Source organism: Pseudomonas asturiensis (assembly GCF_900143095.1).
GTDB classification, from domain to species: domain Bacteria; phylum Pseudomonadota; class Gammaproteobacteria; order Pseudomonadales; family Pseudomonadaceae; genus Aquipseudomonas; species Aquipseudomonas asturiensis.
This window is the reverse complement of sequence record NZ_FRDA01000023.1, coordinates 34,388-50,965: the sequence shown is the minus strand read 5'-3', so window position 1 is coordinate 50,965 and position 16,578 is coordinate 34,388. Positions and strand designations below refer to the sequence as shown.

Here is a 16,578-nt window from a genome sequence, read left to right as displayed (position 1 = left end):
ATCGCTTGTCAAGGTTAAGCTATGTCGGTTTCGTGCAGTTGTGACGGGGGCTACAGGATGAACGGTATCCTGCGGGCACCCATGTCAAAGCCACGAGTTTATGTTTAAAGTCGCGCGTTTTCATGACAGTAGATAATTATAAATAAATTTTTGAACGTTTTACGCGTGCGCAGGTCTCGCTTTCTTCGTTGCATGTTTTCCGGGTTGTTTTTTGGGTGCGATATAAGCAAGGAGGCACGATGTCGCTGTGCTTGACGATCACTAGTTACCACAAGATCACCCCCGGACAATGTCCTGAGAAATCAATGGATATGGGGATGATGGCGATTGGCCGCGGTCAAGAAAATGACTGGGTACTTCCTGACCCGGAACGGCTTGTTTCCCAGAAACATTGCGTCGTCCAATATAAGGACGGCCGTTATTATCTGACCGATTACAGCACCAACGGCGTCGAGCTGGTCAAGGCGGGCATTCGTCTGCGCCGTGGCAACAGCGAGCCGCTTGAGGATGGCGAGATCATTCGCATTGGTGAGTACGAGATCCAGGCGCGCATCGACTCTGCCGTGCAGGTGGCGGATATCCCTTCGGCAGGCGTTGACTCGTCCAGCAGCTTCGACGCGCTGATGGGGCGCCAGAGCGCGCCAGCACCGATGCCTTCGCCCGCTTTCAGCGCTGCACCTTCGACGGCGCAGTTCCAGGGCGGGTCGTCGCAGGACACTTTCCCTGATCTGTTCGACTTCCTGTCACCGTCCAGTATCGCGCCGCCGACCCAGCCTGATCATGTGCCCGCTGAGCAGCATGACTTTCGCGCGCCTGCGCCGCTGGCCAAGCCCGCTCCCGTTGTAGCGCCAGTGTCCGCTCCGGCTGCCGGGCTGATCCCTGATGACTGGGATCCTTTTGCCGACATTCTCAAGCCATCTGCGCCGCCCGCTGTGCCCGTTCCTGAGCAGGCGTTTGAGCCTGTGCCGGAACCGGTGGTGCCCGTCACCCTCGAGCCTGTGTTTGCCACGCCTGAACCTGTGCAGGTGCCCGCGCCGGTCACGCCACCTGTCGTTGAACCGACTCAGGCTCAGCCAGCGGTTTCCGGGCAGCCAGACTTGCTGCAGGCGTTCCTGCGCGGTGCCGGTCTTGATCGGTTGCAGATCGACACTGCTCAGGCCGAAGCGCAGATGCACGACATCGGACGCAGCTACCGGCTGATGGTCGAAGGCCTGATTGACGTCTTGCGCGCGCGCAGCAGCCTCAAGTCCGAATTTCGCATGCAGCAGACCATGATCGGCCCTGTGGAAAACAACCCGCTCAAGTTCGCCCCCAATGCCGATGAGGCGTTGCTGTTGCTGCTGCGTCACGGTAATCAGGCTTTCATGGGACCGGAGCAGGCTGTGACCGATAGTTTCGATGATTTGCGTGCGCATCAGCTGGCGGTCATGGCGGGCGTGCAGGCGGCGATCAAGCATTTGCTCAAGCGCTTCGAGCCCGCCGAGCTTGAGGCCCGCATGGGGGCGCCTTCGGGTGGCTTGTCGGGATTGTTCAGCGGTTCCCGTCAGGCTCAGTACTGGCAACAGTTCACAGCGCTTTACAGCAATATTTCCCGCGAAGCGGAAGACGATTTTCAGGATCTTTTCGGGCGTGAATTCAGTCGCGCCTACGAGGAGCACAGCGCGCGCGTACGTCGCTCCTGAGCGGCCGGATTGACCCAAAAAGCCAATAACAGCATTGAGGATTAAGGATGTTTCGCAGCGTTGTATCGGCAGCTCTCACCGTATTGCTGCTGAGTGCTTGTGCCAAGGATGTGCCCGCTTCCAAGGATGCCCCTGCGGCTGACTCGCAGAGTACGGTCACGCTCAACTTTCAGGCGATTGCGGGGTTGAACCCCGGTGCGTCGGGCCAGGCTGCGCCTGTGCGCGTACGCATCTACGAGCTGAAAAATACCGCGTCCTTTCTGCGCGCCGACTACTTCGCGCTGGCCGATCGTGCGCCCGCCACGCTGGGTGTCGACCTGATCGACCGGGATGAAGTCCTGATCCAGCCTGGCGAACTGCAGAGCGTGGTGCGTCACCTCGACCCGGCCACCCGCCATGTCGGTCTGGTGGTCGGCTATCGGGAAATCGACCGCGCCCAATGGCGTGCGGTGCTCGACATACCGCCGCGACAGACCCGCGAATATCAGATCAGCCTCGATGTGCAGGCCGTGCGCACTGACGTCGTCGCCAACCCATCCCGCCCGGCTCAATAGGCAAACGGAGTATCCATGTCCTGGAATAATCGAGTGGTCTGGTCGGAAGGCATGTTCATCGGAACGCAGCACTTCCAGCAGCACGACCGTTATCTGGAAAATCTGATCGATGCGCGCAGCCGACCTTTGTCGGCGGGCGCGTGGGGCTTTTCCGAGCTGTTGATCGACCAGGGTTTGCTGGCGCAGGGCAAGCTGGCCATCGTGTCCGCGCGAGGCCTGTTGCCTGACGGCACGCCGTTCAGTATCCCCCATGACGACCTGGCACCCAGCCCGCTGAACATCGACGAAAGTCTGCGCGATGGTGTGGTCTACCTGGCCTTGCCGCTCAAGCGGGCCGGTGCACGGGATACCGTGGACGAAGGCGAAGAGCTGGGTGGCGCGCGTTACGTGAGTCAGGTTCGCGAAGTGCGCGATGACAACGCCCCTTTTGAAAACCGTGCGCCGGTGGCCGTGGGGTCCAGAGCCCTGCGCCTGTTGACCGCGCAGGACGGCCTGAGCGATTACGCGAGCGTTGGCGTGGTGCGGGTCAAGGAAAAGCGCGCCGATCGAGCGTTGGTGCTGGATGACAGCTACATCCCGCCGGTCCTCGATGTGGCAGCAAGCAGGCCGCTCACCGCGTTTCGCAGCGAGCTGCAGGGCCTGTTGCGTCAGCGTGGCGAAGCGCTGGCGGGGCGGGTTGTGGCGTCCGGCGCCGGCGGCGCATCGGAAATTGCTGACTTCATGCTGCTGCAACTGGTCAACCGTGCTGAACCGCTGATCAACCATCTCAGCCAGTTGAGCCCGCTGCATCCTGAGCGTTTCTACAGCGAGCTGGTCAGTCTGGCGGGCGAGTTCGCGACCTTCTCGTCCGGCACGCGCCGTCCGGAAGAGTTTCCCCGCTATCAGCATGACGACCTGACCTTGAGCTTCACGCCGGTCATGCATGCCCTGCGTGAAGCGTTGTCGATGCTGATCGACAGCAAGGCAACGCCGATTCCGATTGTCGAGAAAGCCTACGGCGTGCACGTGGCGATGCTGGCAGACAAGACCCTGATCGACACGGCCAGCTTCATTCTGGTGGTGCGCGCCGACATCCCGAGCGAAACGTTGCGCGGGCGTTTCAGCCAGCAGAGCAAGATCGGCTCCGTGGAGCACATTCGCGACCTGGTCAACCTGCAACTCCCCGGTATCGGCTTGCTGCCGTTGCCGGTCGCGCCACGTCAGATTCCGTACCATGCCGGATCGACCTATTACGAACTGGACCGTGGCAGCGAGCACTGGAAGCAGTTGATGCAGTCCGGTGGCTTCGCCTTCCATGTGGCTGGCGAGTTCCCCGGGCTGAACCTGGCCTTCTGGGCCATTCGAGGATAAGTCGCGATGCATTCCAACGACGACGGTTCGTTTCCACCTGCCAGTGATCGTACCCAGTTCATGCCCCGTCCGGGCGGGCGCAGTGCGCCGCCCGGCAACCCCGATCCGACACCGCCACTGAGTGTGGCGGCAGCGCCACTGGCGAGCGGTCAGGCCCAGGGTCTCAACCCGCTGGAAAGCGCAGCCGGTCCGTTGCTGGCATTGCTGACCCGGTTGCGCAGCACCATCGCGCATCCGGCACCTGCAAGCCTGCGCGCGCAGTTGCTGGCGTACCTGCGTCAGTTTGAAGAGCGGGCTGAAGCGGCCGGCGTTGCGCGCAACGACGTCCTGCTGGGGCGTTACGTGTTGTGCACAGCACTCGATGAAGCCGTGATGAGCACGCCTTGGGGCAGCACCAGCGAATGGGGCAAACAGAGCCTGCTGATCACCGTGCATAACGAGGCATGGGGCGGCGAAAAAGTCTTCCAGCTGCTTGACCATTGCCTGCAGAGCCCGCGTGAGCGGCTGTACCTGCTGGAGCTGTTGTACCTGTGCATGTGCCTGGGATTCGAAGGGCGTTACCGGGTCATGAACAACGGGCGCAGCGAGCTTGAGGCCCTGCGTGAACGCACCAGCGCGGCCATTCGCAGTGCGCGCGGCGAGCATGAGCGTGAGCTGTCACCTCATTGGCGCGGCCTGACGCTGGCCCGCGACCGCCTGACCCAGTTCATGCCGCCGTGGGTCGGCGTGGCAATCGGCCTGGCGCTGTTGTTGCTGCTGTTGTTCGTGCTGCGTCTGAAACTGGCGTCGGACGCCGAACCGGTGTTCAAGAACATCCATGCACTGGGCGAAATTCCGGTGCAGTCCATCGACCGGCCGGTCGTGCAGCCCAAGCTGATCGAACGGCCGCGTCTGGCCGGCTTTCTGGCCGAAGAAATCAAGGCGGGCAAAGTGGCCGTCGAAGACGCCGTGGATCGCTCGGTGGTGACCATTCGCGGCGACGAGCTGTTCGCGTCGGGCAGCGCCACCATCGTCGACGATTTCCAGCCATTGATGCTGCGCATCGCTGACGCCATACGCAAGGTCAAGGGCGATGTGCGGGTCACCGGTCACAGCGACAACCGGCCTATCGCGACCCTGCGATTCCCGTCCAACTGGGCCTTGTCCCAGGCACGCGCCGAACAGGTGCTGCAGATCCTCGCTGCCAAAACCGGTCAGCCGCAACGCTTCACCGCAGAAGGTCGCAGCGACACCGAGCCGCTGGGCTCCAATGCGACTGCCGAAGGGCGGGCGAAGAATCGTCGGGTTGAAATCACTGTGTTGGCGGAGGGGGTCGAGTGAAGGTTTTTTTCGGTTTTGTCATTCGCTGGCTCGTCCCGTTGCTGGGCCTGATTGCCCTGAGCCTGATCATCTGGTTTGTCGGCCCGCTGCTTGAAGTACTGGTGCCCGAAGGGCGTCGCTGGGCGCTGATCATCCTGCTGTTCGCGGCGTGGATTGGCTACCGTGTGTTTCGCATCATTCAGGCTCGCCGCCAGGCGGCCCGCGTCATGCAAAGCCTGGCTGCCGAGACGGCGCCCGACCCCGCCAGCGTCGCCACGGCCGAAGAGCTGGCCACGTTGCGTCAGCGCATGGACGAGGCGCTGGCGCTGCTCAAGAAAGCCCGGTTGGGGGGCGATCAGCGTCGCAACCTGTATGAATTGCCGTGGTACGTCATCATCGGTCCGCCGGGTTCGGGCAAGACCACCGCACTGGTCAATTCAGGTCTGCATTTTCCGTTGGCAGCACAGCTGGGCGCGGGCGCCATTCGTGGCGTTGGCGGCACACGCAATTGCGACTGGTGGTTCACCGACCAGGCCGTGCTGCTCGATACCGCAGGCCGTTACACCACCCAGGACAGTCACGCGCAAGTCGACAAGGCAGCCTGGCTGGGCTTTCTCGACCTGCTGAAGACCCAGCGCTCACGCCGTCCTATCGATGGTGCGTTCATCGCCATCAGCCTGTCTGACCTGCTGTTGGGTACGGACGCCGAGCGCGCGGCCCATGCGTCGGCGATTCGCTTGCGCATTCAGGAACTGCACACGCAACTGGGTGTGCGTTTCCCCATCTACCTGATGCTCACCAAGCTAGACCTGGTGCCGGGCTTCATGGAGTTCTTCGACGCGCTGAGCAAGGAAGAGCGTGCGCAGGTCTGGGGCATGACGTTTGCGCTGGATGACGGCAAGAGTGCGCAAGGCCCGCTACAGGATTTCCAGAAAGAGTTCGCCGCTCTCGAACAGCGCCTCAACGAGCGTCTGGTGGAGCGCCTGCAACAGGAGCGCGATCCGGCGCGACGCGATCTCATCTATGGCTTCCCCCAGCAGTTCGCCGCGCTGCGTCAGTCGCTGCAAAGCTTTCTGGACGGGGTGTTCAAGCCCAATGCGTTCGAAGAGCGCGCTTTGTTGCGCGGGGTGTATTTCACCAGCGGCACCCAGGAAGGCAGCCCCATTGACCGGCTGATCGGTTCGATGGCGCAGAGCATGAATCTTGACCGCCAGCAGTTGGCGCGCCAGACCGGTACGGGGCGCAGTTATTTCATCGAAAAACTGTTCACCGCCGTGGCCTTTGCCGAGCAAGGCCTGATGGGGGTTGACCCGAAGGTCGAGCGGCGACGCAAGTGGATCGCCCGAGGTGTTCTGGCGGCGACGGTCGCCGTGGTGCTGCTGGTCGGTACGCTGTGGCTGGTGAGCTACAATGCCAACCAGGCCTACATCGCGCAGGTCGATCAGAAAGTCGCGCCGCTGGGGCAGAGCGTGCAGAACCTCAGCCCGGCCCAGCGCGACGTGCTGGCGGTATTGCCGCTGCTCAATGCGGTCCGGCATCTGGCCAGTGACCCGCCGGGATGGGCCGAAGGGCTGGGGCTGTATCAGGGCGACATGCTCCAAGCCGAGTCAGGCAGCGTGTATCGCAAACTGCTGATTGCCGTGTTCGCGCCCCGGCTGGTCACCCGTCTTGAGGAGCAATTGCAGAGCGGCGGCTCTTCTGACTTCCTGTATGAGGGCCTGAAGGCTTACCTGATGCTGGCCGATAACGAGCATTACGACGCCGACTTCATCAAGGCCTGGATTGCCCTGGACTGGGACAGCAGCCTGCCCCGCGACCTGCCGCCCGAGCAACGTGCGGCACTGGGTGAGCATTTGCAGGCGTTGTTCGAACGTCATCCGCCCAAGGCCCGTCTGGATCAGCGTCTGATCGATGACCTGCGCCGCCAGTTGCAGCAGTTGCCGGTGGCGCAACGGGTCTACGACCGGGTCAAGCGCCAGAAGCTGCCCGCTGGCGTACCTGATTTTCGTATCAGCGAAGCCGGCGGTCGTGACGCGGCACTGGTGTTCAGTCGCAAGAGTGGCAAACCGCTGACCGAACCGCTCAGTGGACTCTTCACTGCCAAGGGCTATCGCGAAGGGTTTTTGCTCAGCAGCCTGAATCAGACCTCGACGCTGGCCGAGGAGCAATGGGTGCTGGGCCGCGATCAGGCCGAGCAGCAGGACGTCGCCAGCCTGGCGGCCGAAGTGCGTCGCCTGTATTTCCAGGACTACATGCGCCAGTGGGATGCGTTGCTGGCCGACATCGACTTCGTGCCGATCACCAGCGTTGCGCAGGCGGCTGATGTGTTGCGGGTCATCTCCGGTCCCAGCTCGCCGTTGAAGAAATTGCTCGCCGCCGTGGCGAAGGAAACGGACCTGCAGGAGGAAGAAAAGCTCCTCGCGGCTCAAGGCAAGAAAGTCGATGGCAATGTCGATGAGCTCAAGCAGCGACTGGGTTCGCTGCTCGGCCAGCAGCAGGCAGCCGCCGCTCAGGCACCGGCTGTCACGCAGGATCCGGTCAGCGCGCATTTTGCCGACCTCAAAAGCCTGGTCAGTAAAGGCGAAGGTGAACCCGCCGCCATTGATGCCTTGCTGTCGGACATGAACGCGCTGTATGTGCAGGTCAGCGCCATGGTCGGTGCCAGCGGCGATGCATTGCTGGGTGAAGCGAAGAATCAGGCCACTGCTGCCGCAGCGCGGGTCAGCCTGACCGCCGAACGCCAGCCGCCGCTGGTGCAGGGGCTGGTCAAGTCAGTGGTCAGCTCCACCACCAACACGATGATGGGCGGCGTGCGCAATCAGCTCAATGCTGCCTGGGTGAGTGAAGTGGTGAACGTCTATCGCCAGTCCCTCAGTGGGCGCTATCCCATGTCGCCCGGCAGCGCGCGTGACGCGACGCTGGATGACTTCGGCCAGTTCTTCGGCGTGGGTGGCGTGATGGACAGTTACTTCCGCAAGTACCTGCAGCCTTATGTCGACACCTCGGCGAGCACCTGGCGCTGGCAGCCGGGCGCCGCGCAGAAACTGGGCATCAACGCGGGTGTACTGCAGACCTTCCAGCGTGCGAGCGCCATTCGTGACGCGTTCTTCCGTTCCGGTGGTACACAGCCGACGGTACGTTTCGAGCTGAAGCCGGTGGCCATGGACGCGACCATCACCCAGTTCCTGCTGGACCTGGACGGCCAGCAGATCAGCTACGACCATGGACCAAGCCGCCCGGTCGCCATGCAGTGGCCCAATCCGGGCAGCATCGGTGTGGTGCGGTTGTCGATTTCACCACCGTCGGCCAGTGGCCGTTCCGGTGTGACGCTCGATGGCCCGTGGGCCTGGTTTCGACTGCTTGAACAGTCGGACCTGACGGCGGGCAATTCGCCGGACCGTTTCAACCTGCGTCTGCGTGTGGATGGCGCCAGTATCTCCTACGAGCTGCGTGCCAATAGCGCGTTCAACCCGTTCAAGAGCCGTGTACTCAGTGGCTTCAGCCTGCCGGAGCGGCTATGACAGCGGTGGGTTTCTACGGAAAACTGGCGAGCCGGGGCGATTTTGTCAGCCGCGGCTTGCCGCAGAGTTTCATCCAGCCATGGGACCAGTGGCTGGCCGCCGGCCTGCTGGCCAGCCAGCAACAATTGGGCGGTCAATGGTTGGACGCTTATCTGGTCAGCCCGCTCTGGCGTTTCGTGCTGGCACCGGGTGTTTGCGGGCCGGATGCGGTTGCAGGTGTGCTGATGCCGAGTATCGACAGGGTGGGGCGCTATTTCCCCTTGACCGTGGCGTTCGTGCTGGAAGCCGATCAGGCACCTGGCGCGTTGCTCGGCGGCGCGCAAGACTGGTTCGAGCGAGGCGAAGCGTTGCTGCTGGAAACGCTTGAACCTCATTCGACGTTCGAGTTTTTCGAATCTGGATTGCAGGCGCTGGGAGCGCCCGTGTTGACGCAACGTGAGCCTGCAAGCGAGTTCGCCGGCCTGCAACGCTTCGCCTGCGTCACGCCTCAAGCGCGAGCGGCGGCATTGATCGAGCAGGCCTGTGAAGGCCGTAGCCTGTGGTGGGGCAAGGGGTCGGAATGCATCGAGCCAGGTTTGCTGCGTTGCCAGGGACTGCCAGCCGCTGCGGACTTCGGCAGTTTTCTGTTGGGCAAGGGGGCTGAGCATTGAGCAGTCCAGCCGCTGAAATGTCGTATCGATCGGCCAGCTACAGCCACGTCGGTATGGTTCGTCAGGTCAACGAAGACGCTTTTCTGGAAATGCCCGCAGAGGGGCTGTGGGTGGTGGCCGATGGCATGGGCGGACATGCGGCAGGCGATTACGTCAGCAGCCTGATCGTCGATACCCTGCGCAGCGTTCAGTTGGCATCGGCGCTGGATACCTGCGCGGCCCAGTTGCGTCTGCGCCTCGATGAAATCAACACCACGGTGCGTGAAGAAACCCACCACCGAGGCGTCAGCGTCATGGGCAGCACGGTGGTGGTGCTGGCAGTGCGCGAGGATGAGGGCATTTGCCTGTGGGCCGGGGACAGTCGCTTGTACCGCCTGCGTGACGGCGTGCTCGACGGCATTTCCCGCGATCACAGTTACGTGCAGGACCTGATGGACAGCGGTCTGCTCAATGAAGCCCAGGCGCGCGTGCATCCTCGCTCCAACATTGTGACCCGTGCCATCGGCGTGCAGGACCAGCTTGAACTGTCGATGGCCCGCCTGCAGATCCTGCCCGGCGACAGCTACCTGCTGTGCAGCGACGGTCTGAACAAGACCGCCGAAGACCATGAGATTCGTGACGTGCTGGGCCACAAGGACCCTTACGAAGTCGTTCGCAGCCTGGTGCACCTGGGGCTGACCCGGGGCGCGCCGGACAACATTACAGCCATCGTCGTCAAAGCCGGTTGAAGAATAAACACATGGGCATAGAGATTCCTGGGTTCGACATTGAAGGCGAGATTGGTGAAGGCGCCATGGCGACCGTTTACCTGGCGACCCAGCGCTCGCTGCAGCGCAAGGTGGCGCTCAAGGTCATGGCCGCTTCGCTGGCGGCTGACCCGAGCTTCTGCGAGCGCTTCCTGCGCGAAGGCCGCACGCTGGCCCGTCTGTCTCATCCTCATACGGTCACCATCCATGACATCGGCAACGTCGATGAGCTGTATTACATGGCCATGGAGTACCTGCCCAACGGCACGCTCAAGGAGCGCATCGCGTCCGGGCTGAGCGCCGAGCAGGGCCTGCAATACGTTCGCCAGATCGCCTCGGCGCTGGGCTATGCCCATGAGCAAGGGCTGGTGCACCGCGACGTCAAACCCGCCAACATCCTGTTTCGCGCCGACGGCAACGCCGTGCTGTCGGACTTCGGCATCGCCAAGTCCCTGGACGACCACACCCAGTTCACCCAGGCCGGTTTTGCAGTGGGCACGCCCAGCTACATGAGCCCTGAGCAGGCACGCGGCCAGGACATCGACGGCCGTGCCGATCTGTACGCGCTGGGTGTCGTGCTCTACGAAATCCTCGTCGGTGAGCTGCCGTTCAACGGTATTGATGCGTTGTCCACGGCGCTTGCCCATCTGACCGAGCCCTTGCCCGAGTTGCCGATTCACCACGGCCGTTATCAGGATATTCTCGGCCGTCTGCTGGCCAAGGACCCGGCCGACCGGTATCCGAACGCCAAGGCTTTGCTGGTTGCTCTGGATGCGCTTTCGCTCAACGACACCGAGCGCACGGTATTCCAGCCGCTGGCCAAACCGGCGCCCGAGAAAGATGAACTGGCAGGGCTGACGCCGGTGTCCATCGACATTCCGAGCGGCCCGCCGCAGCGTGCTGCGCCAGCCCCGGCACCTGCGCCCGGCGTGACCCTTGAGAAAACTCCGGAGCCTGAAAAGCGCCGTATTCTGCCCTTGGCCTTGCTAGCGGTTGCCGTGGCAGCAGCCATCGGTGTGGGCGGCTACTGGTTTCTGCATTCGGATGCGCCCGTGACCAGAACCGATACCAGGACACCCACGAGCGCTGCGGCCACGCCACCTGCCACGCCACCTGCCACGCCACCTACAATGCCACCTGCCGGAACGCTGCCATCGGCCACGACGCAGGCCGCGTCACAGGGCACAACGGTGTCACCGCCTGACAGCGATGGTGGTCAGCGGCCGTTATTGATGCCTGGCAAGAAGACCCTGTTTCAACGCGTGCTGAGCAAGCCCGGTGCCCGTTTTGCCAGTGAGCCTGGCGCCACGGCCGACAAGGCGTTGCCGGCCTTTTCGGTGCTGTATGTCTATCAGCGCCAGACGGTCGATGGCCGTGCCTGGTTGCGCGTCGGTGCAGCCAGTGACGGGCGCAGCGAGGGCTGGTTGCCCGCCGAGCAGGTCAGCGACTGGAAGCAGAGTCTGGTGCTTAAATTCACCGAGCGCTCAGGCCGGGCACCGGTCATGTTTGTGCGCCAGCCCGAGCAGTTGGAAACGCTTATCGAAAACCCCGCAAAGGCGAAAAACCTGTTGCTTACGGCGCAGAAAAACCCGGAGGACAACGCTCAGGTGGTGGCGCTGGAACCGGCCGCCAGCGCCGTGCCGCAAGAGCAGTTTTACCTGTTGCCGATTTTCGAATCGCGGGAAAGCTTCGATGAAAACGGTCAGCCGGTTCAGTTGCTGAACGTGGCCTCGATCGATCCGGGCAACCTGCCGCAAAAAACCGCGGGCAACGAGGCCAGAAAACCGGTCAGCGCTGACGCATTCCGCACGGCGGTGGTGCTGGTGGTGGACACCTCCGTGTCGATGCAGCCCTACATCGACCGGGTGCGCGATGTGGTGCACGAGCTGCAGGAAAAGATCGGCCAGCGCGGCGAGCTGGACAGTGTCAGCTTCGGGCTGGTGGGCTTTCGCAACAACACCACCAGGACGCCTGGCCTTCAGTACCTGACCAAGACGCTGGTGACGCTGGATCAGGGCCGCGATCCGCAGCGCTTCATGGAGCTGGCGCAGCAGGTCAAGGCCACCACGGTCTCCAGCCATGCCTTCAACGAAGACGCGTTTGCCGGTGTGATGCAGGCCGTCAACGGCATGGACTGGTCAGGTTATGGCGGGCGTCTGATCCTGCTGGTGACTGATGCCGGTTCGTTGCGCAAGAACGACCCGTTGAGCAGTACCCAGATGAACGAAGCCGAAGTGCGCCAGGCTGCACTCGGCAAGCAGATCAAGATTTACGCGTTGCACCTGCGCACCGATGCCGGCAAGAAGAACCATGCGTTCGCCGAGCAGCAATACCGCACCCTTACGGCCGATGCGAACCCGCAGATCGGCGATTTGTACGTACCGGTCGAAGGCGGTGATGTGCGCCGGTTCGGCGAGCGTGTCGACGAAATCGGTTCGTCGTTTGCCGACCTGGTGCATCAAGTGCGCAGCAACCCTGCGCAGAGCGTACCGACGCTGACTGCCGCCCCCAGTGTTGCTGAGAAGTCGGCGGCCATCGGTTACGCCATGCACATGGATTTCCTGGGTCGCAAATCGGCCAGCCAGGCCCCGCAGCTGGTCAGCGCCTGGACGGCTGACCGCGACGTGACCAACCTGTCGCTGCCAGCCTTTCAGGTCTGCGTGATGCTCACCAAGCTGCAACTCAACGACTTGCAGCAGTCGCTGAAACTGATCGTCGATGCGGCGCGCAAGACACAGACCTCGCCCAAGGATTTCTTCCAGGAAATCGCCAGCGCCAGTGCCTACATGAGCCGCGACCCGTCAGCCTTGCGCAAGGGCGGCAACCTCGCTGAAGGCGGCGTGCTGGGCGAATACCTCGAAGGGCTGCCGTACCGCAGCAAATCGTTGAACATGACTCAGGACCTGTGGCTGTCGCTGAGTGTGGCCGAGCAGGAAGACTTCATCGACGAGCTGGATTCGAAAATCCGCCTGTATGAAACCTTCCATAACGACCTGGCCAATTGGGTCCGTTTCGGCGATGCCGAGCCGGGTGATGCGCTGTACCGCGTTCCCTTGTCGACGCTGCCGTAATGCTGAACCTGCGCGAAGTGCACAAGGCCCGAGGCCAGGGCAGCCAACGCTATCGCCTCGTGGTGCCGCGCCTGGAACTCAAGGCCGGGCAGCATTACGCGCTGGTCGGCCCCAGCGGCTGTGGCAAGAGCACCTTGCTGGACATGCTGGCGCTGGTGTCGTCACCCGACCAGATGCAACGCTTCGATTTTTCGACACCGCACGGCGAACACGACATCGGCAGTCTGTGGCGCGACGGGCGACACAATCAGTTGGCCGAGCTGCGCAGCCGCCATTTGGGCTATGTGCTGCAAACCGGTGGCTTGCTGGGCTATCTGGACGTTCGCGGCAACATCGATTTGTCACGCAGGCTGCTGGGTTTGAGCGACGACGGCACGGTCAAACGACTGGCCGATCAGCTGGAAATCGGTGACCAGTTGCGCAAGAAACCGGCAGCGCTGTCGGTCGGGCAACGCCAGCGTGTGAGCTGTGCCCGGGCACTGGCTCACGCGCCACAACTCCTGCTGGCCGATGAACCGACGGCTGCGCTGGACCCGCTCAACGCGTCACGCGTCATGCAACTGCTGCTGAACCAGGCCACCCGGCAGCGAGCCTGCTGTGTGATCGCGACGCACGACGAGGCGCTGGTTCGCCACGCAGGCATGGTGGTGCTGCGCATCGAGTGTCGACGCGATACCGACGGCGGCGTGACCGCCACGCTTGCGGAGGCCTGCTGATGCGCACGGCCCTTGTCGCCAGCATGGCCTGGCAGGATTATCGCGCTGAAAGTCGGCTCTCGGCCTGCAGCGTGTTGGCGCTGGTGGCGGTGATTGCACCGTTGCTGGTGCTGTTCGGCCTCAAGTTCGGCCTGATCGGCAGCCTCACCGAACGGCTGGAGCAGGATCCCGCCGTGCGGGAAGTGATCCCGCTGGGCGGCGGGCGCTTCACCGCGCAGTTCATCGAGACCCTGGCCCAACGCCCGGACGTGGGTTTTGTACTGCCCCGCACCCGTCAGATTGCCGCGACGGCTGATCTGTCCGTGAACGGCCAGACGCTCAACGTCGAGATGATCCCGACCGCAGCGGGCGACCCTTTGTTGAACGGCTCGGCGACAACGCAGCGCGTGGACAGCGTGCTGCTGAGCAAGACCTCGGCCGAAAAACTCAATGCACAAGTAGGCGACTGGATCGAAGCCGCATTCAGCCGGCAGGTCTCAGGCACCGTGCAGACGCAACGCACACCGGTGCGCGTGCAGGCGATTCTTCCGCTGGAAAGCTTTCAGCGTGATGCGCTGTTTGCACCGCTGGCATTTCTGGAAGCGGCCGAAGATTATCGCGATGGACGTGCCGTGAGCGTGTTCGGCTGGGAAGGTGAGCCGCGCTCCGACAAGCCGCGCATTTACCCGGCATTTCGTCTTTACGCGCGGGGTCTGAACGATGTCGAACCGCTGCGCCGTTACTTCGCCGATACCGGCATTCTGGTGTCCACGCAGTCTCAGGCCATCGCCCAGGTACAGTCCTTGAGCCGTAACCTGACGATTGTATTCTGGGTGATCGCCGGCCTGGCCGTGACGGGTGCCTGTGCGGCGATTTTTGCCGGCGCGCTGGCGTCCGTCGAGCGCAAGCGTCGTGAGTTGTCGGTGCTGCGGCTGCTGGGTTTCAGCACGGGCGGGCTGTTGTTGTTCGTCGTGCTGCAGGCGTTGTACAGCGGCACGCTCGCGGCCGTGTTGGGTGCCGCGTTGTATGGCGTCGCCGAGCTGGGCCTGAACCGTTTGTTTGTGCAGGTCGGCGGTGAATACGCCAGCCACCTGTTGCCCCATCACTATCTGGTGGCGCTGTTTGCCGTCCTGGGTGCCAGCGCGCTCGCTGCGACCTTGGGTGGCTTGCGTGTCGCACGTATCGAAGCTTCGGAAGGAATCAGAGATGTTTGAGTTGCGCAGGGCCGGTCTGGTGCTGGCGATGGCTGCACTGTGCGTATCGTCGTTGAGCGTTCAGGCCGACGACGATGACAAACTGGACAACCCCAAGCCGCTGGCTGACGACATCAGTCTGCCGCTGCCATGCGACGGTGAAATGGTCTTTCGCTATGTGTACATCCTGGCGCAGGGCAGCCTGGACGATCGCGAGATCAGCCTTGGCTACCCGTTCAGTGAGGACGAGCCGGGCTACAAGCAGTCGTTCATCTCCGGTTATCGCCGTGACTTCATCAACGGTCAGTTCACCCTCAAGGATCTGCCCGCTGACTGGCGCAAAACCATCAGCCCGTTGCTGCCCAAGACCGATGCGGGTACGCCGCTCAAGCCGATGATGTATTTCATCGGCAAGTACGAAGTCACTGCCCGTCAGTATGCGCAGGTCATGTCGCAGGCGCAGTCGCTGGCCAGCGGCGAGCCCGCACCTGCCTGTGACGCGCCGACCGGCATGGCGGGTCGTCTGCCCAAGGTCAAGCTGTCGCGTTTCGAGGCCGAGCGCTTTTCGGCGGTGTACAGCGCCTGGTTGATGAAATACCACCGTGAGCTGCTGCCGGTCAGCGGTCGCGGCACGGATGCGGAGGAGGGCGGGACCGGTTTCGTGCGCCTGCCGACCGAAGTGGAGTGGGAATTTGCAGCGCGAGGCGCGCAGGCCGTGAGCCGCCAGGACATGGACGGCCGACTGTTTCCTCGCAGGCTTGAAGGCAGCGAAACTGACGGCCCCTTGTCTGACTGGGCGGTATTCAATCAGGTCGCCGGAGGCACCGGGCAAGCGGCACGCCTGATGCCGATCGGCACCAAACTGCCTAACCCGATCGGCCTGTTCGACGTGATCGGCAACGCGGCGGAAATGGTTCAGGAGTCCTTCCAGCTGGTGCATGCCGGGCGTCGTCAGGGCGCTTATGGCGGCTTCGTGGCCAAGGGCGGCAACTACCTGGAAGGCGAGGGCACGCTGTTCACCGGCATGCGCCGCGAGTACCCGCTGTTTGCCGCCGACGGCTCCGAGCAGAGTAATGAAACCACCGGCTTTCGGGTGGCCATCGGTGCTCTGTCCGCGCCGCGCTCACGTTACAAGGAGCTGTTCGAGCAATGGCAGAAGGAAGGTCGACTCGCGTCCCTGACCGATGCCATCGACGATGCGCAGGACCCGACCAAGCGGCTGGACAGCATCATCGCCGCCAGCGCCGATCCGCGCTTGCAGGCCGAGCTCGGGCTGGTCAACGAAGAACTCAAGCGCAATGTCTCGCTGATCGCCCAGCAACGTGAAGAGGCGGCTGGCAACCTGATCCAGTCCGCTGCGCTGGTGGCGGAGACCATCAATAACTACAACATCCGCCTGACCAACCTGAAGAAGAGCCAGCAGCAGGCCCTCGCCGCCAAGGACGAGGCCAGCGCCAAGCTGTTCGGGACCGCCATCGATAACGGTCGCAGCGCACTGGATGGCGCGGTGGCGATCTACATCGATAACCTGGCGACCGGCACGCGCTACACCGATGCGGTGATTCAGGCGCAGTTTCAGCGGATCAAAGAAGAACTCAATCGCAAGCCGATCATCGGCAAGAGCCTGGTCACCCGGGCGACGCTGTTCGTGCGTCATGTGGGCGAATACCGCCAGCAGAAGCGCGCTGATCCGGAAACGATTGTGAAGCAATTGCTTGCATCGGCCAGTCAGCCATGACCGGCCGGTGTCTGGCAAGCACAGAGGGGACTCGGGCGGCATCAGGCCGCACCGGGCACGTCAAACCTAAAGAAGAGAA

Annotated in this window: 11 protein-coding genes; all 11 read left to right on the top strand. The window is 62.9% G+C overall.

Annotated features, from left to right (window positions below; all coding sequences use genetic code 11):
• The first annotated feature begins 239 nt into the window (after window positions 1-239).
• The 11 genes from tagH to BUB69_RS26035 are packed head-to-tail and all read left to right on the top strand — an operon-like array spanning window position 240 to window position 16,499.
• On the top strand, window positions 240-1,682 hold the full coding sequence (gene tagH, locus BUB69_RS26085) for a type VI secretion system-associated FHA domain protein TagH (protein WP_073172635.1): 1,443 nt from the start codon (window positions 240-242) through the stop codon (window positions 1,680-1,682).
• 47 nt (window positions 1,683-1,729) lie between these two features.
• Entirely contained in the window at window positions 1,730-2,236 is a 507-nt protein-coding gene (tssJ, locus tag BUB69_RS26080; protein ID WP_073172631.1) for a type VI secretion system lipoprotein TssJ, read from the top strand.
• A gap of 15 nt (window positions 2,237-2,251) precedes the next feature.
• The gene (tssK, locus tag BUB69_RS26075; protein ID WP_073172628.1) at window positions 2,252-3,586 is read left to right on the top strand and encodes a type VI secretion system baseplate subunit TssK; all 1,335 of its coding nucleotides are present in this window, start codon (window positions 2,252-2,254) and stop codon (window positions 3,584-3,586) included.
• 6 nt (window positions 3,587-3,592) lie between these two features.
• Window positions 3,593-4,906, top strand: coding sequence for a DotU family type VI secretion system protein (locus BUB69_RS26070; protein WP_073172625.1), 1,314 nt, complete (start codon window positions 3,593-3,595; stop codon window positions 4,904-4,906).
• Window positions 4,903-8,406, top strand: a complete 3,504-nt coding sequence (gene tssM, locus BUB69_RS26065; protein ID WP_073172622.1) for a type VI secretion system membrane subunit TssM — start codon at window positions 4,903-4,905, stop codon at window positions 8,404-8,406. The genes BUB69_RS26070 and tssM overlap by 4 nt, the downstream gene beginning before the upstream one ends.
• On the top strand, window positions 8,403-9,056 hold the full coding sequence (gene tagF, locus BUB69_RS26060; RefSeq protein WP_073172621.1) for a type VI secretion system-associated protein TagF: 654 nt from the start codon (window positions 8,403-8,405) through the stop codon (window positions 9,054-9,056). The genes tssM and tagF overlap by 4 nt, the downstream gene beginning before the upstream one ends.
• A 17-nt stretch (window positions 9,057-9,073) precedes the next feature.
• A complete protein-coding gene (locus tag BUB69_RS26055) occupies window positions 9,074-9,784 on the top strand; it encodes a PP2C family protein-serine/threonine phosphatase (protein WP_073172619.1) in 711 nt (236 codons plus the stop codon).
• An 11-nt stretch (window positions 9,785-9,795) separates the two neighbouring features.
• Window positions 9,796-12,873 (top strand): serine/threonine-protein kinase, encoded by a 3,078-nt coding sequence (locus BUB69_RS26050; protein WP_073172616.1) that lies wholly within the window; start codon window positions 9,796-9,798, stop codon window positions 12,871-12,873.
• Window positions 12,873-13,589, top strand: a complete 717-nt coding sequence (locus BUB69_RS26045; protein WP_073172613.1) for an ABC transporter ATP-binding protein — start codon at window positions 12,873-12,875, stop codon at window positions 13,587-13,589. The genes BUB69_RS26050 and BUB69_RS26045 overlap by 1 nt, the downstream gene beginning before the upstream one ends.
• Entirely contained in the window at window positions 13,589-14,782 is a 1,194-nt protein-coding gene (locus BUB69_RS26040) for an ABC transporter permease (RefSeq protein WP_073172609.1), read from the top strand. Before BUB69_RS26045 ends, BUB69_RS26040 begins: the two co-directional genes overlap by 1 nt.
• Window positions 14,775-16,499 carry a formylglycine-generating enzyme family protein gene (locus tag BUB69_RS26035; protein ID WP_073172606.1) on the top strand — a complete coding sequence of 575 codons (1,725 nt, stop codon included), beginning with the start codon at window positions 14,775-14,777 and terminating at the stop codon, window positions 16,497-16,499. Before BUB69_RS26040 ends, BUB69_RS26035 begins: the two co-directional genes overlap by 8 nt.
• Window positions 16,500-16,578 lie beyond the last annotated feature (79 nt).

Bases quoted from the DNA above. Each gene is read 5' to 3' on its own strand.
- tagH (WP_073172635.1), top strand. From the start codon at position 240: ATGTCGCTGTGCTTGACGATCACTAGTTACCACAAGATCACCCCCGGA.
- tssJ (WP_073172631.1), top strand. From the start codon at position 1,730: ATGTTTCGCAGCGTTGTATCGGCAGCTCTCACCGTATTGCTGCTGAGT.
- tssK (WP_073172628.1), top strand. From the start codon at position 2,252: ATGTCCTGGAATAATCGAGTGGTCTGGTCGGAAGGCATGTTCATCGGA.
- BUB69_RS26070 (WP_073172625.1), top strand. From the start codon at position 3,593: ATGCATTCCAACGACGACGGTTCGTTTCCACCTGCCAGTGATCGTACC.
- tagF (WP_073172621.1), top strand. From the start codon at position 8,403: ATGACAGCGGTGGGTTTCTACGGAAAACTGGCGAGCCGGGGCGATTTT.
- BUB69_RS26055 (WP_073172619.1), top strand. From the start codon at position 9,074: ATGTCGTATCGATCGGCCAGCTACAGCCACGTCGGTATGGTTCGTCAG.
- BUB69_RS26050 (WP_073172616.1), top strand. From the start codon at position 9,796: ATGGGCATAGAGATTCCTGGGTTCGACATTGAAGGCGAGATTGGTGAA.
- BUB69_RS26045 (WP_073172613.1), top strand. From the start codon at position 12,873: ATGCTGAACCTGCGCGAAGTGCACAAGGCCCGAGGCCAGGGCAGCCAA.
- BUB69_RS26040 (WP_073172609.1), top strand. From the start codon at position 13,589: ATGCGCACGGCCCTTGTCGCCAGCATGGCCTGGCAGGATTATCGCGCT.
- BUB69_RS26035 (WP_073172606.1), top strand. From the start codon at position 14,775: ATGTTTGAGTTGCGCAGGGCCGGTCTGGTGCTGGCGATGGCTGCACTG.